The organism is Pseudoalteromonas sp. SR43-3 (assembly GCF_014163875.1).
Classification (GTDB): domain Bacteria; phylum Pseudomonadota; class Gammaproteobacteria; order Enterobacterales; family Alteromonadaceae; genus Pseudoalteromonas; species Pseudoalteromonas distincta.
This window is the reverse complement of record NZ_JACJEC010000002.1, coordinates 277,477-302,029: the sequence shown is the minus strand read 5'-3', so window position 1 is coordinate 302,029 and position 24,553 is coordinate 277,477. Positions and strand designations below refer to the sequence as shown.

General features: G+C 39.6%; 22 protein-coding genes. 16 read left to right on the top strand and 6 right to left on the bottom strand.

Features of this window, described 5'->3' with window-relative positions; translation table 11 throughout:
* Positions 1-3 precede the first annotated feature (3 nt).
* From aceF to H5088_RS03695, 3 genes are all read left to right on the top strand, one after another.
* Positions 4-1,920: a pyruvate dehydrogenase complex dihydrolipoyllysine-residue acetyltransferase gene (gene aceF, locus H5088_RS03705; RefSeq protein WP_182737053.1), complete on the top strand. Its 1,917-nt coding sequence runs from the start codon at positions 4-6 to the stop codon at positions 1,918-1,920.
* A 205-nt stretch (positions 1,921-2,125) separates the two neighbouring features.
* Positions 2,126-3,550, top strand: a complete 1,425-nt coding sequence (gene lpdA / locus H5088_RS03700; protein ID WP_182752224.1) for a dihydrolipoyl dehydrogenase — start codon at positions 2,126-2,128, stop codon at positions 3,548-3,550.
* Between the two features lie 136 nt (positions 3,551-3,686).
* Positions 3,687-4,367: a tRNA-uridine aminocarboxypropyltransferase gene (locus H5088_RS03695; RefSeq protein WP_182695571.1), complete on the top strand. Its 681-nt coding sequence runs from the start codon at positions 3,687-3,689 to the stop codon at positions 4,365-4,367.
* Positions 4,368-4,377: 10 nt separating this feature from the next.
* Here the strand turns inward: H5088_RS03695 and H5088_RS03690 are convergent, their stop codons facing one another.
* Entirely contained in the window at positions 4,378-4,893 is a 516-nt protein-coding gene (locus H5088_RS03690; protein WP_182752223.1) for a hypothetical protein, read from the bottom strand.
* Positions 4,894-5,821: 928 nt separating this feature from the next.
* On the opposite strand from H5088_RS03690, the gene H5088_RS03685 reads away from it, so the two are divergent.
* From H5088_RS03685 to H5088_RS03670, 4 genes are read left to right on the top strand one after another with little or no spacing between them, the layout of a single operon-like run.
* The gene (locus H5088_RS03685) at positions 5,822-6,826 is read left to right on the top strand and encodes a Fe(3+) ABC transporter substrate-binding protein (RefSeq protein ID WP_182752222.1); all 1,005 of its coding nucleotides are present in this window, start codon (positions 5,822-5,824) and stop codon (positions 6,824-6,826) included.
* Complete coding sequence (locus H5088_RS03680; protein ID WP_182752221.1) at positions 6,826-8,457, top strand: iron ABC transporter permease; 1,632 nt, start codon at positions 6,826-6,828, stop codon at positions 8,455-8,457. Before H5088_RS03685 ends, H5088_RS03680 begins: the two co-directional genes overlap by 1 nt.
* Complete coding sequence (locus H5088_RS03675) at positions 8,458-9,507, top strand: ABC transporter ATP-binding protein (RefSeq protein ID WP_182752220.1); 1,050 nt, start codon at positions 8,458-8,460, stop codon at positions 9,505-9,507.
* Positions 9,508-9,555: 48 nt separating this feature from the next.
* Positions 9,556-10,455, top strand: coding sequence for a Dyp-type peroxidase (locus H5088_RS03670; protein ID WP_182752219.1), 900 nt, complete (start codon positions 9,556-9,558; stop codon positions 10,453-10,455).
* A 7-nt stretch (positions 10,456-10,462) separates the two neighbouring features.
* Here H5088_RS03670 and argR read toward each other — a convergent pair whose 3' ends face one another.
* The gene (gene argR, locus H5088_RS03665; protein ID WP_002957753.1) at positions 10,463-10,930 is read right to left on the bottom strand and encodes a transcriptional regulator ArgR; all 468 of its coding nucleotides are present in this window, start codon (positions 10,928-10,930) and stop codon (positions 10,463-10,465) included.
* A 225-nt stretch (positions 10,931-11,155) separates the two neighbouring features.
* Between argR and mdh the strand changes: the two genes are divergently transcribed.
* Positions 11,156-12,088, top strand: a complete 933-nt coding sequence (gene mdh, locus H5088_RS03660) for a malate dehydrogenase (protein ID WP_002957751.1) — start codon at positions 11,156-11,158, stop codon at positions 12,086-12,088.
* Between the two features lie 85 nt (positions 12,089-12,173).
* Here mdh and ispB read toward each other — a convergent pair whose 3' ends face one another.
* Positions 12,174-13,145, bottom strand: a complete 972-nt coding sequence (ispB, locus tag H5088_RS03655) for an octaprenyl diphosphate synthase (protein WP_024596483.1) — start codon at positions 13,143-13,145, stop codon at positions 12,174-12,176.
* Positions 13,146-13,567: 422 nt separating this feature from the next.
* Here ispB and rplU point away from each other — a divergent pair, with 422 nt between their 5' ends.
* The 7 genes from rplU to H5088_RS03620 all read left to right on the top strand — a co-directional run bounded on the left by rplU (position 13,568) and on the right by H5088_RS03620 (position 18,409).
* Entirely contained in the window at positions 13,568-13,879 is a 312-nt protein-coding gene (gene rplU, locus H5088_RS03650; protein ID WP_002957748.1) for a 50S ribosomal protein L21, read from the top strand.
* A gap of 16 nt (positions 13,880-13,895) precedes the next feature.
* Positions 13,896-14,153, top strand: a complete 258-nt coding sequence (gene rpmA, locus H5088_RS03645; protein WP_002957747.1) for a 50S ribosomal protein L27 — start codon at positions 13,896-13,898, stop codon at positions 14,151-14,153.
* A gap of 138 nt (positions 14,154-14,291) precedes the next feature.
* The gene (gene cgtA / locus H5088_RS03640; protein WP_002957746.1) at positions 14,292-15,449 is read left to right on the top strand and encodes an Obg family GTPase CgtA; all 1,158 of its coding nucleotides are present in this window, start codon (positions 14,292-14,294) and stop codon (positions 15,447-15,449) included.
* A gap of 73 nt (positions 15,450-15,522) precedes the next feature.
* Complete coding sequence (folA, locus tag H5088_RS03635; RefSeq protein WP_138489689.1) at positions 15,523-16,014, top strand: type 3 dihydrofolate reductase; 492 nt, start codon at positions 15,523-15,525, stop codon at positions 16,012-16,014.
* Positions 16,015-16,092: 78 nt separating this feature from the next.
* Complete coding sequence (locus H5088_RS03630) at positions 16,093-16,470, top strand: DUF3718 domain-containing protein (RefSeq protein WP_182752218.1); 378 nt, start codon at positions 16,093-16,095, stop codon at positions 16,468-16,470.
* Between the two features lie 448 nt (positions 16,471-16,918).
* The gene (galU, locus tag H5088_RS03625; RefSeq protein WP_024599885.1) at positions 16,919-17,803 is read left to right on the top strand and encodes a UTP--glucose-1-phosphate uridylyltransferase GalU; all 885 of its coding nucleotides are present in this window, start codon (positions 16,919-16,921) and stop codon (positions 17,801-17,803) included.
* A gap of 132 nt (positions 17,804-17,935) precedes the next feature.
* Positions 17,936-18,409 carry a peroxiredoxin gene (locus tag H5088_RS03620; protein WP_024594812.1) on the top strand — a complete coding sequence of 158 codons (474 nt, stop codon included), beginning with the start codon at positions 17,936-17,938 and terminating at the stop codon, positions 18,407-18,409.
* 105 nt (positions 18,410-18,514) lie between these two features.
* Here H5088_RS03620 and H5088_RS03615 read toward each other — a convergent pair whose 3' ends face one another.
* Complete coding sequence (locus H5088_RS03615) at positions 18,515-20,641, bottom strand: S8 family peptidase (RefSeq protein WP_182752217.1); 2,127 nt, start codon at positions 20,639-20,641, stop codon at positions 18,515-18,517.
* A 328-nt stretch (positions 20,642-20,969) separates the two neighbouring features.
* On the opposite strand from H5088_RS03615, the gene H5088_RS03610 reads away from it, so the two are divergent.
* A complete protein-coding gene (locus H5088_RS03610; protein ID WP_024595536.1) occupies positions 20,970-22,154 on the top strand; it encodes an NAD(P)/FAD-dependent oxidoreductase in 1,185 nt (394 codons plus the stop codon).
* Between the two features lie 2 nt (positions 22,155-22,156).
* Here H5088_RS03610 and H5088_RS03605 read toward each other — a convergent pair whose 3' ends face one another.
* Positions 22,157-23,260: a GGDEF domain-containing protein gene (locus tag H5088_RS03605; RefSeq protein ID WP_182752216.1), complete on the bottom strand. Its 1,104-nt coding sequence runs from the start codon at positions 23,258-23,260 to the stop codon at positions 22,157-22,159.
* A 180-nt stretch (positions 23,261-23,440) separates the two neighbouring features.
* Positions 23,441-24,547 (bottom strand): DUF917 domain-containing protein, encoded by a 1,107-nt coding sequence (locus tag H5088_RS03600; protein WP_182752215.1) that lies wholly within the window; start codon positions 24,545-24,547, stop codon positions 23,441-23,443.
* Between the last annotated feature and the right edge of the window lie 6 nt (positions 24,548-24,553).

The following is a 24,553-nucleotide window of genomic DNA, read 5'->3' as shown; positions in this document are numbered from 1 at the left end:
GCAATGAGTATTGAAATTAAAGTACCTGATATTGGTGACGACGAAGTAGAAGTAACCGAAATATTAGTAAGCGTTGGCGATAAAGTAGATGTTGACCAATCATTACTAAATGTTGAAGGTGACAAAGCATCAATGGAAATACCTGCTTCTCAAGCGGGGACTGTAAAAGAGATTAAAGTTAACGTTGGCGACACCGTTACAACAGGCTCTTTAGTATTTTTGTTTGAAGGCGAGAGTGAAGGCACTGATGAGGAAAATACATCAGCCGCTGCTCCAGCTAAATCTGAAGAAGCAGCACCAGCTGCTTCTACAGGTTCTTCAATTAAAGAAGTAACCGTACCAGATATTGGCGATGATGAAGTTGAAGTAACTGAAATCATGGTTGCTGTTGGTGACACCGTTGAAGAAGAGCAATCTATCTTAAACGTGGAAGGCGACAAGGCAGCAATGGAAGTACCAGCTCCATTTGCCGGCACAGTTAAAGAAATTAAAGTAGCCGCTGGCGACACAGTTAAAACTGGCTCGTTAGTGTTTGTTTTTGAAGTAGCAGGAAGTGAATCTGCAGCACCGGCTAAAGAGTCGGCTCCTGTAGAAGCGCCAGCTGATAGTTCAACAGCAAGTTCAGCACCAAGCACTAAAGAAGTTAATGTGCCTGATATTGGTGGCGATGAAGTTGAAGTAACTGAAATTATGGTTGCCGTTGGCGACGAGGTTTCAGAAGATCAATCAATCTTAAACGTTGAAGGCGACAAAGCTGCAATGGAAGTGCCAGCTCCATTTGCAGGTACAGTTAAAGAAATTAAAGTAGCCGCTGGCGATAAAGTATCGACTGGTTCATTAATTTTTGTATTTGAAGTTGCAGGCAGTGCGCCAGCGGCATCTGCACCAGCTGAAAAATCAGCACCTGCAGCAGCGGCTAAAACTGAGTCAGCACCGGCTCAAGCAGCACCTGCAAAAGCAAGTAATGAAAGCTTCACAGAAAACAGCGCGTATGCTCATGCATCACCCGTTGTTCGCCGTTTAGCGCGTGAGTTTGGTATTAACCTAGCTAACGTTAAAGGCACTGGTCGCAAAGCCCGTATAGTTAAAGAAGACGTGCAAAACTACGTTAAAAACCTAGTTAAGCAAGTTGAATCTGGTCAATTATCTGCAGGCAGTAGCGCAGGTGGTAGTGAGCTTGGTCTTATTCCATGGCCTAAAGTAGATTTTGCTAAATTTGGCGAAATTGAAGAGAAAAAACTGTCTCGCATTCAAAAGCTATCAGGTAAAAACTTGCACCGTAACTGGGTACAAATCCCACATGTTACACAGTTTGATGAAGCTGATATCACAAGTCTTGAAGTATTCCGTAAAGAGCAAAATGCACTTAGCGAGAAGAAAAAGCTTGGCGTTAAAATCACACCACTTGTGTTTGTGATGAAAGCAGCGGCTAAAGCACTTGCAGACTTCCCAACATTTAACTCTTCACTGTCTAGCGACGGCGAAAGTTTAATTCTTAAGAAGTACATTAACATTGGTGTTGCTGTTGATACGCCAAATGGTTTAGTAGTGCCAGTGTTTAAAGATGTTGATAAAAAAGGCATTATTGAATTATCACGTGAACTAATGGAAGTATCTGTTAAAGCACGTGACGGTAAGCTTACATCGTCTGATATGCAAGGTGGCTGTTTTACTATCTCTAGCCTTGGCGGTATCGGCGGTACGGCATTTACGCCGATTGTTAATGCGCCAGAAGTTGCTATTTTAGGTGTATCTAAATCTGAAATGAAACCTAAATGGAATGGCAAAGAGTTTGAACCAAAACTAATGGTTCCGCTGTCTATGTCATACGACCATAGGGTTATTGACGGAGCATTAGCTGCACGCTTTACTGTGACTCTTGCAAGTTACATGAGCGATATTCGCCAGTTGGTAATGTAACCAGTTTAGTAAAATTGGTATACGCAATAAAATAAATAGAATCAAATCCCAGCCAGTTGTTTTTAGCTGGGATTTTTACCATTTGCAATGATACAATCTTTGTACGAATTGCATCACTTTGTGCGCTGCTCACTCTTTCTGCCTTGCAGAAACATGGCAGTTAAATTTTAGGGCAGTGTCCCGTTCAAACAATTAAGGTAAAAGCATGAGCAACGAATTAAAAACTCAAGTTGTTGTACTAGGCGGTGGTCCTGGTGGTTATTCTGCGGCTTTCCGTGCTGCTGACTTGGGCTTAGAAGTTACATTAGTAGAATCTCGCGAAACATTAGGTGGCGTATGTCTTAATGTTGGTTGTATTCCTTCTAAAGCACTTTTACACGTAGCTAAAGTGATTGATGACGCAGCAGAAATGTCATCTCACGGTGTTACTTTTGGCGCACCAAAAATCGATCTTGACCAAGTTCGTACTTGGAAAGATTCTGTAGTTAGCCAGTTAACTGGTGGACTAGAAGGCATGGCCAAAATGCGTAAAGTGAAAGTTGTATCTGGATACGGCAAATTCACTGGCAGCAATACTTTAGTAGTTGAAGGCGCAGACGGCGCTACAACTATCACGTTTGATAACGCGATTATTGCAGCAGGTTCTAAACCAGTTAACTTACCTTTCATCCCAGAAGATGACCGTGTAATTGATTCAACTGGTGCATTAGAACTTAAAGACGTACCAGAAAAGCTACTTGTACTTGGTGGTGGTATTATCGGTCTTGAAATGGGTACGGTTTACCGTGCGCTAGGTTCTGCAATTGATGTTGTAGAATTTGCTGATCAATTAGTACCAGCAGCTGATAAAGACATTATCAAAATTTACCAAAAATACGTAAGCAAAAAATTCAACGTAATGCTTTCAACTAAAGTTGTTGGTGTTGAAGCTAAAGAAGACGGCTTATACGTAACGTTTGAAGGTAAAAACGCACCAGCAGAACCAGTACGTTACGACAAAGTACTTGTTGCAGTTGGCCGTACTCCAAACGGTAACTTACTTGATGCTGAAAAAGCGGGCGTAAACGTTGATGAGCGTGGCTTTATTAATGTTGATAAGCAATTACGTACTAACGTAAGCCATATTTTTGCAATTGGTGACTTAGTTGGACAGCCTATGCTTGCGCATAAAGCGGTTCATGAAGGTCATGTTGCTGCAGAAGTTATTTCTGGTCAGAAGCATTTCTTCGACCCTAAATGTATTCCTTCAATAGCGTACACAGACCCAGAAATCGCTTGGGTAGGTGTTACTGAGAAAGAAGCAAAAGAGCAAGGCTTAAAAGTTGAAACTGCGGTATTCCCGTGGGCAGCATCTGGTCGTGCAATTGCATCTGCTCGTACTGAAGGTTCTACTAAACTTATCTTTGATAAAGAAAGTGGCCGTATAATCGGTGGTGCTATGATCGGTATTAACGCGGGCGAAATGCTTGGCGAAATCGGTTTAGGTATTGAAATGGGTGCTGATGGTGAAGACTTAGCGCTTACAATTCATGCTCACCCAACATTGAATGAATCAATCGGCCTTGCAGCTGAAATTTTTGAAGGTTCAATCACTGATTTACCAAACAAAAAAGCAGCTAAAAAGAAGTAATTTAACTTTTTAGTATTTGCTTAAAAAACCCAACTTCGGTTGGGTTTTTTTATGTCTATTTTTAACTTAGATAAATATAAGATTAAATAACAAGAAGTCGTTACAATGCGCGCTTAATTAATTGAAGGTAAATACAGTGAAAAACTCAGTTCTAGCATTACGCGCTCAACAAATAAGTGAATCTCGTCGAGAGTTTAATGCTCGAGGCGGTAAATTAGATCGCTGTGAACAATGCCTGATTGCTAAGCACTACTGTATTTGCAAAGGTGTTGAGCATGCAGATTGTAAGGCCGCTGTGTGCTTACTGATGTATCATAATGAAAGCTTTAAACCTTCTAATACAGGGCGTTTAATTGCTGAAATAGTGCCAGATAACCACGCATTTAGATGGGATAGAACAGATCCTCACCCCGCTCTTTTAGCTTTAATAAATGATTCGCAGTATCAGCCTATGGTCGTCTTTCCCGCAGAAGATGTAGAAGAGGGCAGAGCCATTACAGAAGTGAGTATTGAATCAGGTAAAAAGCCGCTATTTATATTCTTAGATGGTACGTGGCGCGAAGCTAAAAAAATGATTCGCAAAAGCCCTTATTTAGATAACTTGCCTGTACTTTCTGTTACTGCTGATAAACTATCTGATTACCGATTACGTGTAGCCCCTCATGCGCATCAACTAGGCACTGCTGAAGTGGCTATTATGGTATTAGCACTTGCGGGCGAAATGGATGCATCGACAAAATTAGAGCAGCATTTTATTAAGTTTCGTGATGCGTATTTATTGGGTAAGCGCAATAAAGGCCGACCGCTAGAAGGTTAATTTTACGAAGTTAAGCAAATGCTTGTTGATTTTTTAAGTGAGCAAGTGCTTTATTTTGAATTGCTCTGAAGCCTTCTTCAGATGTTAATTGTAAAACAGTATTATACAATTGACTTATACTATTATGCACTTGAATAAACGAGATACAGTCTTCACCAATCATTTCTTTTGCTTCTTCAACTCGTTTTAAAAAGTAGCAGCTAATGTCTATTTTGCCATTAAATTGAGTCGTTGCAATTGCGTCTGCTATTCTATTAAGTTGATAGCTAAACTCATCAGGTCGAGCACCTTCACCCCACTTGCTAATACGAATGTCGCGTTCTAACTGAATAATTTCGTTAAGTATATTTTTAAACTCACTCATTGGCATATTTAAAAAGTTATAACCTTTGGGGTTAAATAAAGCTTTATAGGGATTTTCGCTGGGGGTTTGGGCACTAAATACACCAATTGGTTTTGCTGTACTTGCGTCTGATACTTTACATAAAAAGGTATTACTTTGAGATGTTTTAAAATTCATATCCATTGAGTATTTATGATCCTTGCGTTATTTAGTTATCGGCGCAATTAATAAAAAACTTAGCGAAATTTAAAATATTAATAAAGTATTTTAAGGTCTTAGCATTGATTTGCTGTGACGCGATATTACTCAGTAAAGATTAGTGATAGTTGCTCAGTGCTTTACTCAGCCAAATTTTAGGCAAAGAAAAGCGCGCTCTATCTCTAGGCGCGCTTGCGGAATCTTCTAATTTTCTGCATCCTGCAATTGAACTTAATCAACTCCAATTTTCACTAATCCATGTTTATTACTATATTACTTTTTAGTTCTATGTAATGTAGACCGTCCGGGCCTGTATCCTTTAATTCCTAAACATCCTGTAGGGTAAATACTATTACCAAATCCTTAATTACACTTCCTAGTGTATCCTTGTTTTAACCAATCCCTTGTGTTGCCTTAAAGGCCTGTCCATTTATTCCTTCAACATCCTGTTGAACAACTTAGCCTTGTTGTTATCCTTTTCGCATCTTCCTGACGCTGTCCTTTTTACAACATTGCGTTGTGATACTCATCCTGAGCCTGTCCTAAAATCCGTGTTGTCCTGATAACCTAATCATTGGTTGGTTGAGTAAGCAGTCCATTTCCTTTTACTCAATAAGCGTCATTGCTTGGTTGATGCGTAAATTATAGTGCAATAGAGCAACTAAAATAGAGATAAAACTACATTCAATTAGTGTTTTTGCAATAGCAATAAAAATAAATCTCATATAATTCATGTGTTTAACTGTTTTTAGGTTGTTTTTTATCTTGTTTTTTACTCATTAGCTGTCACATCCGTAAGACATCTCTTACACCGTATTTCCTTTTTGGGCGTTATTTACATTTATTTAAAGTGTGCACTTTTAGAATGAGCACGGTAGAATTCGTTGATAATAACAGTTATTTAGGTGAAATAATGAAGAAAGTATTTGCACTTGTTTTAGGGGTAGTTGCATCGGCACCAGTCTTTGCAAACGATGTTGTTAACATCTACTCTTTTCGTCAACCGTTTTTAATTCAGCCAATTTTAGAAGACTTTACAAAGCAAACAGGCATAAAAACCAATGTTGTTTTTGCTAAAAAAGGGCTAATTGAGCGTGTTAAACGCGAAGGCAAGCACAGTAAAGCTGATTTAGTATTAACCTCTAACTTTAGCGCGCTTATTCAATTAGAAGATTTAAAATTAACACAAACTATAAAAAGTGACAGTGTAAATAATAATGTTCCAGCCGCCTTTCGTGACGGTGATGGCCAATGGGTTGCGCTTACTAAGCGAGTGCGTAATGTGTATTCATCAAAAGAGCGAGTTGGTGAGTTACCTAAGCTCACTTATGAAGATTTAGCAGACTCTAAATACAAAGGACAAATTTGTATGCGCTCAGGCAAACATCCATATAATTTAGGTTTAGTAGCTTCTATGATTGCACACCATGGTGAAGCGCAAACTAAAGAGTGGCTTGAAGGTGTGAAGGCTAATTTAGCGCGCAAGCCTCAAGGTAACGATCGTGCTCAAGTTAAAGCTGTTAAAGAAGGTTTATGTAACTTGGCATTAGGTAATAGTTACTACCTTGGCAAAATGCTAGAAGATAAAGAACAAAAAGGTTGGGCAGAGGCCGTAAATATTAACTTTCCGAATCAAGTTAATCGTGGCTCACATATAAATGTATCGGGTGCGGTTATTACCAAATACGCTAAAAACCCTGAAAATGCATTAAAGCTCATAGAGTATATGACCGACAGCAAAGCACAAAACATGTATGCCTCATTAAATATGGAGTATCCAGTTAAGTCGGGTGTTGAACTATCAAGTTTGGTTGCCTCTTGGGGTAGCTTTAAAGAAGACAGCTTGCCACTTGATGAGATTAGTAAATATCGTCCGTTAGCACTTAAGCTAATTGATGAGGTGAAGTTCGATCTTTAATGACTAATAAATTTAAGCTGTCTAAATGGCAGCTCTTTGCGTGGTCGACTGGCTTAATACTATCGGCCCCGTTGTTTTTTCTTCTTTTTGAATCTCTACAAGGTAGCTCTAAGGTGTTTTCTCACCTGTGGGATACCGTGCTTTGGGATTACATAACCAATACCGTATTGTTAGTTTTAGGTGTTTGCGTCCTTAGCTGCGCCATAGCTTTGCCACTTGGGTGGCTAACGGCTTACTGTAGTTTCCCGGGTAAAAAACAGTTTGAATGGGCACTTATGCTACCCCTTGCTATGCCCACCTATATTATTGCCTATGTATACACTGATTTATTAGATTATGCGGGCCCTGTACAAATAGCACTGAGAGAATGGTTTGGCTGGCAATCGCCTAGCGACTATTGGTTTTTTGATATACGTACACTACCCGGCGCCATAGTTATGATTGCCTTGGTGCTTTACCCGTATTTATTTTTAATTTTTAAAACGGCCCTTCGCGAGCAGTCATTCAAATTAGTGCAAGCTAGCCAGTTAATGGGGTTATCTCCTTGGCAAAGCTTTTTTAAAGTTAGTTTAGTGCTCTCTCGTGGGGCAATTGTGGCGGCTCTTGCACTTATTAGTATGGAAACCATGGCCGACTTTGCAACAGTGAGTTATTTTGCCGTAAGTACATTAACAACCGCCGTATACGATACGTGGTTTGGTTATTACTCACTTACAGCGGCCGCTAAAATATCGGGTGTGATGTTACTGCTGTTATTTTTAGCATTAATGGCAGAGCGTTTTAGTCGTCGTAATCAAGCGGTATTTGAGCGCCAATCAAGTGTAAATAGTGAATCTCTCTATGTATTAAAAGGAAAGTCTGCTTGGCTCGCAACGGCATTTTGTAGCTTTATTTTACTTATCGCTTTTGTAATTCCTATTGCAGTACTTATAAATTACGCCATTACCTACTTTGATAAAGCATGGAATGTTGAGTTTTTTAGTTACGCTTGGCAAAGTTTAAAAGTGGCAGGGGTTGTAAGTGTTATAACCATTACATTGAGTGTTTTTGTGGTTTTTTATCAGCGTGTGGCAAAGCAAACGTATCCGCTTATTCCTGGGCGTTTAGCAAGCACAGGCTATGCGCTGCCTGGCACAGTACTCGCTATTGCGGTTTTGTTACCTCTTACATTGTTAGAGAACACCATTAACACAGCGCTCGAGCCGTATAATTTAGATATTGGCTTACTGCTTACAGGTAGCATTCTTACTATTATTATTGCTTATATTGTTAGGTTTTACGCCATTGCACACGGAGCAATTGAGTCGAGTTTTTTACGTATTAGTCCATCACTTGATATGGCAAGCCAATCAATGGGTAAAAGCCAAGGGCAAACGCTGCGTTTAGTGCATCTACCTTTACTGCGAAGAGGATTGCTCACTGCTGCCTTATTGGTATTTATTGAGTGTATGAAAGAGTTGCCGGCTGCGCTATTGCTCAGACCGTTTAATTTTGAAAGCTTAGCTACTCATGTATTTCAGTATGTGAGTGACGAGCAGTTAGAGCTTGCTTCAATATCTGCATTATTTATTGTTATTGTTGGGTTTATTCCTTTGTATTTTATTAATCGTTCTATGGAGCAGCGTAGTTAAATGAGTAGTTTAATTTTACAAGGCGTGAGCTATCACTATAACGGCACAAAGGTTATTCACGATTTAGATTTAACAGTAGGTAAAGACGAAATTGTTTGCCTACTCGGGGCGAGTGGATGCGGAAAAACAACCACATTAAAAGCGATTGCAGGTTTAATTGAAGCCAAGCAAGGGTCTATTTTTATAGACGGTAAATTAGTGAGTGATGAGCAATCTTTTGTCTCACCTGAGCACCGTAACATCGGCATGATGTTTCAAGATTATGCGCTGTTTCCGCATTTAACGGTGGCAAATAATATCGCATTTGGGCTTAGTAAAATGAGCAAAGCTCAAAAGCAGCAACGCGTTGATGAAATGCTTAAGCTTGTACATTTAATTGGCTGTGCTGACAGGTTTCCACACCAGTTATCGGGTGGCCAACAGCAACGCGTCGCTATCGCTCGTGCATTAGCTTATAAACCTAGTTTATTACTCCTTGATGAGCCTTTTTCAAACATCGACACACAAGTACGCTTTGAATTAATTGCCGATATACGTCGAATTATTAAGGCAACTCAAGTATCTGCTGTGTTTGTTACACACTCAAAAGAAGAGGCGTTTGCGTTTTCAGATACACTTGCCATTATGCATCGCGGTAAAATTGAGCAACAAGGCACGCCTGAGCAGCTTTTTGCAGCTCCATGTTCAAAGGAGGTTGCAGAGTTTCTGGGTCAGGGCATATACTTAAGCGCAGAAGTGTTAACCGCAACTGAATATAAAACACCATTTGGTTTAGTCGAATCTTATGTTGAGAGTAAGCATAATGTAACTGCAGGGCTTATATATGTGCGCCCTCATCAAATAGAATTAGTGGCAGATAACCAAAGTGACAAATTCAGCAAGCGAGCTACAATCATAAGTCGTCGCTTTATTGGTTCGGCGTATGTTTATTCGCTTGTTATTGATGAACAAGAAATTGAAGTTGCTGCACAATATGGCCAGTCATTTGAAAATAATGATCAGGTTATAATAAAAATAAAACCTCACACGGTGAATTTTTTCGAATCGTAATTAATTTGTTATTCGCTGTGTTTTTATCTGTAAAACTAAGGAATAACAATGGCGCAAGCGCAATCAGGGATTTGTGCTGAAGCAAACTTACACGGTTTGCACTTATTTTTTAATGTGTTTGATGGTCAAGACGAATCACTTCGCGCAAAGTTAAAACAAGTAAGCGCTATAGAAGAAGAGTTTAGCGATCAATTTTCAGAATCAATGCTCTCTTGTATGGTTGCTATTGGTGCGCAATACTGGCCGCATATCCTCCCTGAATACATTCCAAGCGAATTACAGAGCTTTCCCAATATAACCCATAGCGATCACCAAATGAGCGTACAACCGTGTGATTTATTTGTACAAATTCGCTCTGACCGTGAAGATGTTAACCATTTATTTGCGCTGCAAATTTTAAAATTATTTGCCCCCGATGTAGAGCTGGTGGAGCAAATTCGTAATTTTCGTTTTTTAGATGGTCGTGATTTTAACGGTTTTATTTATGGTGGCGACACCGCACATGGAAGAAAAAAGCGCGCTACGGCTTTAATCAGCAACCCTGGTAGCTTTGAAGATCAGGGGAGTTATATTCATGTTCAGCGTTATAAACATGATTTAACTATGTGGCAGCATTTATCATTGAGTGAGCAAGAGCAAATAATGGGACGTACGCGTCTTGATAACACGCTAATTACCCCAGCGATCGAAACCAGCCATGCTTCGCGAAGTGAGCTAAAAGACGAACACGGACAACCGCTACTATTAAATCAAAGCATGCCTTATGGCGACGTGTATGAGCAGGGAATGTTATCAATTACATGCGCTTGTACGGGCACCGCATTTGAAAAAGTACTTAATAGTCGTTTAGGGGAAGGGGATTGCTACGACCACTGGCTTGATTTTACTCAAGCCGATATGGGCTCTGCTTTCTTTGCACCTTCAATAGGGTTTTTAAAACAAATTTAGTTTGCTATTAAACTGTATCAAATAAAATGCGAACACGTTCAAGTGTTACATCTATTTCAGATATTTTAGCAGGAGCGATAAAAATAGTATCGTCGCCTGCAATTGTTCCTAGTACGCCATCTGCTTTACCTAATGAATCTAATAAACGTGCAATAAGCTGAGCAGCACCTGGGCTGGTACGAATGATGATCATCATTTCGTTGTGCATAATGTCGATTACTAATTGGCGTAATGGGCTTTTAGCCGTAGGTACACCCATTTCAGCAGGTAAGCAGTAAACCATTTCTTGTTTGGCATTACGTGTGCGTACAGCGCCAAATTTACTTAACATGCGTGATACTTTACTTTGGCTTATATTGTCAAAACCTTGATCTTTTAACGCATCAACTATTTCGCCTTGAGAGCCAAAATTTTCTTCTTTTAATAGTGATTTAAATGCTTTTACCAGTGCTTCTTGTTTATCTTGTGGTTGCATAGTCTTTATTCGTTTTTGTTATTTATGCCGCAAATTCTACACAAAAATGAATAATTATGCAGCAGTTGTTTAGTTAACTTGCCAGTTTGATGCGTTAAATCACATAAGTTTACGACTATGGTCGAAAATATACTTGAAATAGACAGGATAAATTTGTTTTTAGTCGCTAATTTCATTATCTTAAGAGCCACAAATGTTTCCTACCTCAAATTACGGAGAATTCCAATGAAAGTTGCTGTATTAGGTGCTGCAGGCGGTATCGGCCAAGCGTTGTCTTTATTATTAAAAACAGGCTTACCAGCTGGCTCTGAATTATCACTTTATGATGTTGCACCAGTAGTACCAGGTGTTGCGGTTGACCTTTCTCACATCCCAACAGATGTTAAAGTTGCAGGCTTTGGCGCAGACGATTTAAATAAAGCGCTTGAAGGCTCTGACATCGTTCTTATCCCAGCGGGTATGCCGCGTAAACCAGGTATGGATCGTGCTGATTTATTCAATGTAAATGCTGGCATCATCAAAACGTTAGCAGAAGGCATTGTTGCCAGCTGTCCTAAAGCGTTAGTAGGTATTATTACTAACCCAGTAAATGGCACAGTTCCAATTGTTGCTGAAGTATTCAAAAAAGCAGGTACTTACGACGCTAAACGCGTATTCGGTATTACTACGCTTGACGTTATTCGTTCAGAAGCATTTGTTGCTGAACTTAAAGGCGTAGACGTAGCAACTGTAAAAGTACCAGTAATTGGTGGTCACTCAGGCACAACTATTCTGCCTCTACTTTCTCAAGTTGAAGGTGTTTCTTTCACTGATGAAGAAGTTGCTGCACTTACTCCACGTATCCAAAATGCGGGTACTGAAGTTGTAAATGCTAAAGCAGGCGGTGGTTCAGCTACGCTATCTATGGGTGCTGCTGCAGCTCGTTTTTGTATGTCTTTAGTTAAAGGCCTACAAGGTGAAGAAGTTGTAGATTACGCTTACGTTGCTGTTGAAAATGGCGATGCAGAGTACTTTGCACATCCAGTACGTTTAGGTAAAAACGGCGTAGAAGAAATTCTTTCTTACGGCGAACTAAGCGCATTTGAAACAAAAGCAAAAAATGACATGCTTGAAACTCTGAAAAAAGACATCAAAGAAGGTGTTGATTTCATGGCGTAATAGCCGCTTTAAGCAACAAAAAAGCCTGCATTTGCAGGCTTTTTTATTGCTCAGAATTAATGTCACACTGTGTAACTAGTTAAAACTAGTGGTCGCGGTCAACCGCAATACGGGCAAGGCTTATAAGTGCTTGCTTATAGTCAGACTCAGCTAAAAAGTCTAAACAGGCAATGGCTTTTTCGGCCTCAAGCTCTGCTTTTTGCATTGTAAACTCAAGCGCATTAGTTTGTTTTAGTGCAGTTAAAATTTCTTCTAAATGCTCCATACCATTACTGTGCTCTATTGCATCACGAATGAGCTGTGTTTGCTGCTCGCTACCATGTTGCATAGCATAAATAAGCGGAAGGGTTGGTTTGCCTTCAGCTAAATCATCGCCAATGTTTTTACCTAGCTGCTCAGCATCTGCATTGTAATCGAGTACGTCATCTACTAGTTGAAACGCAGTACCTAAATGCATACCGTATAGGTTTAGTGCATCAAGTGTCGCTTGGTCTTGCTCTGTGATAATGGCAGCAAGGCCTGTAGCTGCTTCAAATAATTTAGCCGTTTTAGAGTAAATAACCTGCATATAGCTGGCTTCAGTCGTATCTGGGTCATTGCAGTTCATCAGCTGCAATACTTCACCTTCAGCAATAATGTTTGTTGCATCGGCAAGTACTTGCATAATCTGCATTTTTCCAAGGCCAACCATAAGCTGAAATGAGCGAGTGTAAATAAAGTCACCAACCAATACGCTAGCAGCATTACCAAATTCAGCATTTGCTGTAGGCGTGCCACGTCGTAAGTTTGATTCATCTACAACATCATCATGCAATAGCGTTGCTGTATGGATAAACTCAACAATTGTTGCAAGTGTTATGTGATCTTTACCCTGATAACCGAGCGCTTTGGCTGCTAAAATAGCCAGCATTGGACGAACGCGTTTGCCGCCACTGCTAACTATATATAAACCAAGCTGATTAACTAACGCCACATCTGAGCGCATTTGCGCATGTATAAGTTGATTGACGTCATTCATATCGCTTTCGATTAACGCCTGGATAGCTTTTATATCCATTGATCTCCGAGCCAATTTTTATGTGTGAACGGCGCAGATTGTACAACAAAAAATGCACTAGCTCGATATTTTGTGACGATTGATTGAAAAAACACTATTAAAGTACTTAATTTAGACTGAATTAGCCAAGATAACTGATTAATTGATAATCAATATAGAGTTTATGGTGTGCTTAGATATTGAGCTGTGAGGGTCATATTTGAGTACATTAATTTATTTCGGCTAAGAGTTAAAAAGCGCTTGGCAAAAGGGCCAATTAATATAAAATGGGGTAAATATTGAATTGCTCTCAAAGCAGCTACTTTTTATTCATTTTAATTACAAAATAGGCTTGCTAGTTATTTCGCGTTAGCGTAAACTTCGCGCCCTATCGAAGAATATTTTAGTTGCGCCGATTTGAGGGTGCACAGACGGAGTTAATTATGTACGCGGTTTTCCAAAGTGGTGGTAAACAGCATCGTGTGACTGAAGGTCAAACGATTCGTCTTGAAAAATTAGACGTTGAAACTGGTGCGGCAGTAGAATTTGATTCAGTACTTTTAGTTGCTGATGGTGAGAAAATCGAGATCGGTGTACCGTTCGTAAACGGTGGCAAGATAACAGCTGAGGTTGTTTCACATGGTCGCGGTGAGAAGATTAAGGTTGTTAAATTTAGACGCCGTAAGCATTCTCGTAAGCAAATGGGCCATCGTCAATGGTTCACTGAAGTTAAAATCACTAGCATTAGCGCTTAATTAGAGGTACTTAGAAATGGCACATAAAAAAGCAGCTGGTAGTACTCGTAACGGTCGCGATTCAGAAAGCAAACGCCTAGGTGTTAAGCGTTTTGGTGGCGAATCAGTTCTAGCGGGTAGCATCATTGTTCGTCAGCGTGGAACTCGTTTCCACCCTGGTACTAACGTAGGTATCGGTAAAGACCACACTATCTTCGCAAAAGCAGATGGTAAAGTTCAGTTTGAACAAAAAGGTCCTTTAAACCGTAAATACGTAACTATCGTAACTGAGTAATCAGTAAGGTAGTTAAAAACCCCGCCTTTGCGGGGTTTTTTGTTTTGTAGTCAGCCAATATATACCCAAGCCTGCATTTGTGTTGGCTTGGGTATATAATAGAGTTATTAAACAAGCCAATCCCTAAAGTGAGTAATCATGAAGTTTGTAGATGAAGTAGAAATTCGCGCAGAAGCTGGAGACGGTGGCAGCGGCATCGTGTCTTTCCGTCGTGAAAAATATGTTCCAGATGGTGGACCAGACGGCGGTGACGGTGGAGACGGTGGTAGTGTTTATCTACAAGCTGATGAAAACTTAAATACCTTAATTGATTATCAGTTTGAGCGCTTCCATAGAGCTGAACGTGGTACTAACGGTCGTAGCCGTAACTGTACAGGCCGAAAAGCTGATGACTTATTTGTTATGGTGCCTGTGGGCACGCGCATCATGGATGTTGATACCCAAGAGGGACTTGGCGATTTAACGCAACATGGTCAACGAATTTTGGTTGCAAAAGGTGGTTTCCACGGCTTGGGGAATGCGCGTTTTAAATCAAGTACTAACCGAGCACCTCGTCAAAAAACATTAGGCACACCAGGTGAAGTACGTAACTTAAAATTAGAGTTACTATTATTAGCTGATGTTGGTTTACTTGGATTGCCAAATGCCGGTAAATCTACGTTTATCCGCAGTGTATCTGCAGCAAGACCAAAAGTAGCTGATTACCCATTCACGACGCTTATTCCTAATTTAGGTGTAGTACGTCCTGAAGCAAATAAATCATTTGTTATAGCCGATATTCCGGGTCTAATTGAAGGTGCATCTGATGGCGCAGGCCTAGGTATTCGCTTTTTGAAACATTTAGAGCGTTGTCGTGTGTTATTACACATCATTGATGTAATGCCGGTAGATGGTTCAAACCCTGTTGATAATGCGTTTTCGATTATTAACGAACTGCACCAATACAGCCCTAAATTAGCTGAGAAGCCACGCTGGTTAGTATTTAATAAAATAGATTTATTACCAGAGGATGAAGCAAAAGCGTTATGCGAATCGATTGCAGAAGAGCTGGGCGAAACTGAAAATATCTATCACATTTCAGCAATTAATAAACTTAACACTCAACCATTAATCCACAACATAATGACACTACTTGATAGCATGCCTAAAGAGAAGTTTGTACAAGTGGAAGATGAAGAAGTTGAATTTAAGTGGGATACCTATCATGAAAAAGCCACTAAAGGTAAGGGCAATGATGATGATTGGGATGACTGGGATGAAGATGATTACGACGTAGAAGTTGTCTACGAGCGTTAATTAAATAGAATTTACTAAAAAGGAGCTTATGCTCCTTTTTCTTTGTTTAAGAATAAAGTACTAGGTGTTTATTATGATAATTTCAATGATAGCAGCAATGGCAAATAACCGTGTAATTGGTCTAGATAATAAAATGCCATGGCATTTACCTGCAGATCTTCAGCATTTTAAAAAGGTCACTACGGGTAAGCCTGTGATCATGGGTCGTAAAACTTTTGAGTCTATAGGCCGTCCATTACCTGGGCGCCGTAATATTATTATTACTCGAAACAGCGAATATACTGCACAGGGTATTGAAGTAGTAACTACGCCAGATGCCGCATTAGAACTCGTTGCTACTGCTGAAGAAGTAATGATTATTGGTGGTGGTAATATCTATGAGCAATTTTTACCAAAAGCAGAGCGCCTGTATCTAACTTTTATTGATTTAGATGTTAAAGGCGATACACAGTTTCCTGATTACAATAAAGTTGCTAATTGGTACGTGAAAGAAGAGCAAGAAAACCATCCGGATGACAAGAATTTATCTAGTTATAAATTCGTAACTTTATATAAAGAACGTTAACATTATTGCGTAAATTTTGATAGATTGATATAATATTCGATAGTCTATATAAGAACAAAGCATTATAAAGGGTTTGTCATGTTTAAATTACCAAAGCTAGTTGCACTTACTGCCGTTGTAGCTGTTAGTTCGTTTTCGTATACAGCACCTGTAAATGCTGAAGATCAATTAGAAGTATCTATTTGTGAATATATTGCGGCAGACGATAAAAACCGATTACGCAGCAAGCTTAAAAGCTCTCGTGTAAAAATTCGTAATATTTATGATGCAGTACAATGTAATGGTAATAACTTATTACGTCATGCTGTTGCTAGTAATGCAGTAGATACTGGTGAGTATATAGTTAAAAACTTATCAAAAAGTGCGTTAACAGATGGTGCTGATATTGCTTGGGCTGAAGGGAATTTTGCCAGCTCACCACTTATTGCAGTAATTAAAGATCGTGCAGGTCTTTAATTATAAAAAGGTTTTGCAACGCTACCTTTAGTTAGAAATTTATTGGTCTGGGTTTGTTATTTATAGCAAACCCAGGCTTTTTTCATTTAGCTAATGTAATCTCACCCCACAACAAAATCATTAATAAACTTCATAACTTACCTGCTCATTTTAAATAACCAAAAATGTAGAGTCTTTATTTAATAAACAGCTTCAAATTTACTTCTTCAAAAGAGGTAACTTTATTCAGCTGGTATCTATTTTGTATCTGCTAGTTTGTACCAATACGCAATAATACTTAATTATTTTGCGGGGCTAAACGTGTCGCTACCGGTGTTAAAAATTCTTATTTAGAACAACTAAGTAGCGAATTTTTTGCCTAGCTATCAACACGTTTTTCCATCCTCAAAATAGATCACTTAATTAAGCGAATTGATATTATTTACAAACTTAATCACTAAGGACAGATATGAAAGCTGTAATTCCAGTAGCTGGCTTAGGGACGAGAATGCTCCCTATGACAAAAGCTATCCCAAAAGAAATGCTCCCGATAGTCGATAAGCCTCTAATTCAATATATTGTCAGCGAATGTGTGTCCGCTGGTATTAAAGATATTGTATTAGTTACACATAGCTCTAAAAATGCAATCGAAAACCACTTTGATACAAGTTATGAACTAGAAGCGACTCTTGAGAAGCGTGTTAAACGAGCTTTATTAGATGAAATTCGCTCTATTTGTCCGCCTGATGTAACTATTATGAGTGTACGCCAAGGTGAAGCTAAAGGGCTAGGGCATGCTATTTTATGCGCTAAACCAATAGTTGGTGATAACAACTTTGTTGTGCTCCTGCCTGATGTGATACTTGATGCCTATACTGCGGATCAAGAAACTGAAAACTTAGCGGCCATGATTAAACGCTTTAAAGAAACTCAAGCAAGCCAAATAATGCTTGAGCCGGTAGCTAAAGAAGACGTTAGTAAATATGGTATTGCTGATATAAACGGTGTTGAGTTAATGCCAGGTAAAAGTGCTGCAATTAAAGCAATGGTTGAAAAACCTGATGCAGATTTAGCGCCTTCTAATCTAGCTGTTGTAGGGCGATATGTACTGAGTAAGAATATTTGGCCTCTACTTGCAAAAACGTCTGTAGGTGCTGGCGGTGAAATACAACTTACAGATTCTATTGACGCATTAATGGCACAAGAAACCGTTGAAGCATTTCATATGAGTGGTCGCTCTCACGATTGTGGAGACAAGTTAGGCTACTTAAAAGCAATTGTTGAGTACAGTCTGCGAGATGAAAAGCTAGGTAATGATTTTTCAAGTTTTATAAATGATTTGAATTTACCTTAATACAGAGCGTATTCTTCGTTCTATGGTAGGCTATTTTGAGCTACTAAGTTAGCCGTACTTTTTATACCTAGTAGTGTAGGCTACGTAGTACGATTGTTACTTATTCTGTATTAATCTTTTCAAGGAATTACCATGATTGAGCAAGGCCAAGAATTACCAGCAGTGACGTTAACGCAATTAACTGACGACGGTATGCAATCTCTTACAAATAAAGAATTGTTTGAAGGTAAAAAAGTCGTGTTATTTGCAGTACCAGGTGCGTTTACACCAACGTGTTCAAATGCCCATTTACCTGAATTTATTACCCTTGCTGATAAAATTAAAGCAAAAGGTGTTGATGCTATTTACTGTGTATCTGTTAATGATGCATTTGTTATGAAAGCATGGGGTGACTCACAAAACGCGCAAGAAATTACAATGCTTGGGGATGGCGATGGAAGTTTCACTAAATCTTTAGGGCTTGATAAAGATACTGCTAGTTTTGGTGGTATACGTTCAACGCGTTACGCTATGATTATTGAAAATGCGCTAGTAACAGGTTTATTTGTAGAACAAGATAAAGAGTTTGTTGTAAGCCGCGCAGAATCAGTACTAGAGAAGCTATAACAGTAATAAAGTGTAGATTTTAGTTTTAACTAATCTGCTAGTTATTATTGAAAAACCGATGTTGGCAGCAACATCGGTTTTTTTATTAAAGGCCCAAACTTTAAATTACGGTTGGTATTGCCCGCTAAGCGTTAAACCAGAGAAAGTGCTATAAGCGTTAACGCTTAAGTGCCAAGTACCTGCTTGTGGATTAGTAAATGTACATGTTTCTGCATTGCCATTTTTATAAGGGCGGCAATCGTATGAGCTTGCTGTTGGTTGGCTACCGTATTTTACAAATAAATCAGCATCGCCACTGCCACCCGATGTTGTTACTGTAAACGTAGTCATTCCAGCTGGTACATCTAACGTGTAATGTTTCCACTGCCCAGTATTGGCTGACACATCGCTTATAGTGCCGCCACCTGCTTGTGGAGTACCTGAACCGCCACCCGATGATGAACCACCAGTAATATTACCTACCAAGGTAACAGCTGAATACGCAGAGTAGCCGTTAAGCATTACGTGGTAAGTTCCCGCAGTAGGGTTATCAATAGAACACTCTTCGCTATTACCGCCTTTATATGGACGACAATCATAGGTAGTAGTTGTAGGTTTACTGCCTGCACGTACGTATAAATCAGCATCGCCAGTACCACCACTCATAGTGAATGTTACGTTAGTTGCACCGCTTGGTACTGTCATCGTGTAAAATGCTTGTGCATTTGCAGCCCCACTTAAACCTGTTTTAGCTTCACCATTAATAAGCTCGCTATCGCCACCGGTAGGTGGAGTAGTGCCGCCACTTGCTGCTGCAACAGCTGCGGCAGCATCAACAATACCCGTACCACAGCTAGTACATGTTGCAGGGAACGAACGGGTAGTTGATTTTAAAATACTTTCTATTTCGTCAGGCGTTGCATCTGGCTTTGCTTGCTTAATAAGTGCCGCAACACCTGCTACGTGGGGCGCAGCCATTGATGTACCTTGTGAAAAGCCATAGCTGTCGCTTGAAGGTGTAGACGAACCTGAATTGTAAGTTGATAGAACGCCTTCAGAGTCGTTTGCAAAGCTTTGTGCGCCACCTGGTGCTGCAACATCAATATTGCTACCGTAGTTTGAGTAATAAGCTCTGCCGCCATTACGGCCCACTGAGGCTACGTTTACTACACCGTTACAGTTACCTGGGTTGTAGTTTGCTGAGTTATCGTTATCGTTACCTGCAGCAATAACTACCACAGTGCCGTTACTACGTGCTGTGTTAATTGCATTTTGAGTTGTAGAGCTACATGAACCGCTCCCACCTAAACTCATATTAATTACATCAGCAGGGTTTGAGTTAGCAGGAATACCTGAAACACTTCCACCAGATGCCCAAATAATACCGTCTGCAATATCAGAGGTTAAACCACCACACTTACCTAGTACACGAACAGGCACTACTTTTGCGTTATAAGCTACGCCTGCAACACCTTCACCGTTATTGGTTACCGCAGCAACTGTGCCGGCTACGTGCGTGCCATGCCAGCTAGAGTTTTGTGCACCGTTAGTACCACATTCATTCGCAGCAACTGCATCACCAGGATCACGTGCATCGCTATCGCGACCACCACCGTCATTAGCTACCGAAAGGTTAGAGATCATATCGTAACCCGGTAAAATATTAGCGTTTAAATCAGCATGAGGGCGGTAGCCCGTATCTAGTACAGCTACAACTACACCGCTACCCGTTGCGGTATCCCATGCGGTCGGTAAGTTTAAACCACCGGCTTGCTCGTAGTAGTGCCATTGGTCATCAAAACGTGGATCGTTAGGAGTTGAAAACGGCTTTAGCATTTGATCCACTTCAATGTATTCAACATTGCCAGAATCAACCATTTCTTGCATAAACTCTTGGGCCTCAGCCGCACTTAATTTTTTATCAGCACGCATTACGTGATGATTATTAAGTGCCATTGCACGAACGTATTTTGCTTTTACTTTGCCTTTTTTAGAAGCGAAGTTTTTAACAAAGCTTTGTGCGCGCTTTTTCATGCTAGCTGGGCTTGCGTCTGCAGTTGAGAGGCTCGCCATTTCGTTATTATTTTTATATTTAATAATGAACTGAGTTTCGAAACCGCCTTGGCTTTGTAGTTTAGCCGATGTTTCAGCCATTGAACTTGAAACTGATTGAGCCATGCCAGATGTTGCAGCAAAAAGCGTACTAACTGTAATTGCAATTGCGCATCTTTTAAAAGTTTTACTTGTTGTCATAATTATCCCTAGATTTTTATTTATTATTTCGTGATGTAGGATCACGATGCGGGAACAAAAGTAAACGATCTGTTAACTAGGTTAAAATATCAATTTATTATGTACCTCTTTCATTTAGTTATAACTCAGGTTTTTAGCGGTTTACTCGTTGTTTAGTATTTGTAATATAAATTAAAAATAAGTATAAAGGGTTGGTTTATTGTGCGGGTAATTATTCCCGACTTATTACTGATGCGTTTTTGTTGTGTTATTGCTAATAATTTAAATGCTACGTTGTTAGCTATCAAACTTTGCTATAATCGGAAAAATTTTTTAGTAGGGTAAAATAATGAGTCAAGTAGATGTAATTGTAATAGGTGCGGGAGCTGCAGGATTAATGTGTGCAGCGCAAGCTGGATACCGTGGCCGAAGCGTTACAGTACTTGATATGGGGAAAAAACCAGGTCGTAAAATTTTAATAAGTGGTGGTGGGCGTTGTAATTTTACAAATGAAAACGCAACCCCTGATAACTACTTATGCGCAAATGCTCATTTTGTTAAATCATGTTTAAGTCGCTATACACAGCATGACTTTATTGAGCTGGTAGACAGACATGGCTTGGCGTATCACCATAAAACACTAGGTCAGCTTTTTTGCGATAACAATGCACAAGACATTGTTGATATTTTACTGACCGAATGTGAGTGGGCCGGGGTAAATATAAAACTACGCAGTGAAGTGATCAGCGTATCAAAAACCGAAACCGGCTATAGCGTTACCACAGAGCAAGAAACCTTAAGCTGTGAGTCGTTAGTTATAGCATCAGGTGGCTTAACTATGCCAAAACTAGGGGCTACACCAATAGGTTATAAAATTGCAGAGCAGTTTGGCTTAAGCGTGTTACCAACTATGGCTGCACTTGTGCCGTTTACTTTGCATCAGCATGATAAAGAGCGTTTTGAAGGGCTCTCGGGAATTAGTATCCCTTGTGAAGTTTCAAGCGAAGACGGCACCGTATTTAAAGAAAACATCCTCTTTACTCACCGAGGGTTATCGGGCCCAGCAATATTGCAAATAAGCTCATTTTGGCGAGCAGGGCAGGCTGTAACTATAAACTTATTACCTGAAATTGATTTAAGGCAGCAACTTGCTGATTGGCGAGAAACGCAAGCCCAAAAGTCCTTAAAAAATAGCCTTGCAACTATTTTACCTAAACGCTTTATAGAAATACTGCACGAAAGCAAAGCGATACCAGATTGTAATATTAATCAGCTTACCCATGCTCAAATAAATGAGTTAGTAAATTATATTCATGCGTGGCAAATTAAACCCAATGGCACAGAAGGTTATAGAACAGCAGAAGTAACATTGGGCGGTGTAGATACCGACGAGTTGAGCTCAAAAACCTTTGAAGCTAAAAAAGCTAAAGGCCTATACTTTATAGGCGAAGTAACTGACGTAACAGGGTGGCTTGGAGGCTACAACTTCCAATATGCGTGGAGCTGTGGATTTGCTTGTGGGCAGCACGCTTAAGTTTAGGCTATAAACCCATCTAAGTAAGTTGATTGAGCGATAACGGTTGAATCGTTATCGCTAACACATACTTTATTGCGTCCATTATTTTTAGCCTTATATAGCGCTGTATCAGCCCGCTCCAGTAGTTTTAGCACTGTATCGTCTTTTTGTATCGTTGCTAATCCAATACTTATAGTAAATGCTACATTTGTAACTGTGTTTTCGGCAATATACTTTCTCAGGTCATCGGCTTTTTTAGCGCTATCATTTAAATAGGTGTTGGATAAAATAATAGTGAATTCTTCTCCACCCCATCGCGCAATAAGTGCGTCATTTCCCATACGGCTTTTTAATATTTTTGCAAATTCAGTTAGCACGTTATCACCAACCAAATGCCCGTAGGTATCGTTTATATTTTTGAAGTGATCTATATCGCAAATAAGTAAGCAATGTGGGGTTTTAAAAACGTCATTTTTAGCAATTAACTGTGATAATTCAAAATCAAATTTTTGCCTGTTATAAAGCCCCGTTAACTTATCGGTTTCTGCTAAGTGTTGAATTTCTAAGTTACGGATAGATAATCGAGTGTATGCCGAAAACCGTGTTTTTTCGTAAAACCTAAAAATTAAAATATGAGCAAGGCTTACCTCTATAAGATTAAATAAAGAGCCTAAGCCAATTGTTACAGTTTGCTGTTGTTGTAAATACACAAGATACGCACAAATAGCAAAAGCGACTGCACTAAATAGGCTTCCCCAGTTTCTTCCAACTAAAAAAAAGCTAAAAGGCGGGATCAACGTTGCCCAAAATAAAGAATGCGCATGTCCGCCTACAGAAATCACAAACATCATTATTAAGCTAACAACCATAAGGGCAACGGCCCATGCTGCTGCATTTACGTTGGCTGTTTTATTAAACCAAGTATAGATACCTAGTGATATAGTCAGCCCTAAGGCATCAATTAAAGCAATGTTATAGCTTTCAAAGTAGAAAAGGTTGAGGAGGGTTAAAACTAAAAAATAACTCGTAGTTATTAGTAAAGAGTGGGCTATTAAACGAGTACGCCAAAAGTCTTTATGATCTTTAGGGTATTGCGGAAACTCCTTATACCAAAAACCTAGCATACCAAATAATCCTTGAGTCCATTAATTTAAAGATTATTACCTATATAAGATTTTTATTATAGTTTTTTACTTTGATTAAAAGTGTATTACAGATTGGAAGTGAGTTATTTATATGAAAGCTTAACGGGTTAAGTGCTAACCACGCTAAGCTTTATAATAATTCAGGTTAAAGCTGAATAGTTAACTCTTTATAGCAGGGCGATAATCACTCTTAACGCCTGCGTAATTAGGGCCAAATATAGAAAGCCCTTTTGGCGTTGTAAACTCAACAGGTGCTGGCAAAATAATAACAGATACAGGCATACCTATTTCATAATTTGGGTTAGTGATTGGTGTACCCGCTTGTGTGTTTAAGCAACAAATTAAATCAGGAATGGTAACGTGGACTTCTTTATTTAAAAACGCAGCCATATTTTCGTTTTTAACCGTAATTTTATAACTGTTACCAGCAAACTCGCCAGTACCAGCAAGCATAACTTCGCCTATAGTAAATCCTTCAAGTGTTTTAAATTCAAACTCACTAACAACGCCTTCAAACGCGACAAATCCATTACCTTGCTCGGCAACTACATTAATAGTGTTTTCATTTGAGTTATTGGCTTCACGCATGGCTCTTCCAAGCTTTAATGCTTTACTTATCGTGCCGTGAATAACCGCATCTTTCATCTGTTCAATAGGAAGAATATGATCAATGGCCGCGATGTCGTTACGGCTTATTTTGGCAAGGGCACGCACTACGGTTTCAGCGCGTAAGTCATCCATAACGTTTTCACAAATAAAGCATTCGCCAAATTCGTTCGCGGTAATAATTGGTGCTGCAGGTAAATTATTTAAATAATAGGTTGAGTGGGTAATTTCAGGAACTGCTCGTCCAGCAGGGTCGGCATCAATAATGTAGCCGTCAAACATAGCCGCTAAATAAAACGATACCGCAGTGTTAGCGCCACCTAGTTCGCAACAAATCGTTCCGTAAATGGACTCTTTATTCATGTACTCAAGGGCGCGATCGTAGGCCGCTAAAATAGAATGCTTACCTGTACGTGGGAGATTAGCGTAAGCGCGCTCTTCCGTATCTGTTAGTGGCGAGATTGCCCCTAAAATATAAGGTGTGCATACAAGCTCACCCGCGGGTACTTCATCTGCGCTAATAAGTTTAAACGTTTTACCTAATGCCAGGGCTTCGTCAATGTAATTTATGCCTTCACTTAGCTCACCGCCACCACCGGTACCTAAAATGGCGCAGCCGTATAAAATATCAATTAGTTGTTCACGATTAAGAATTTGCATGTGTGT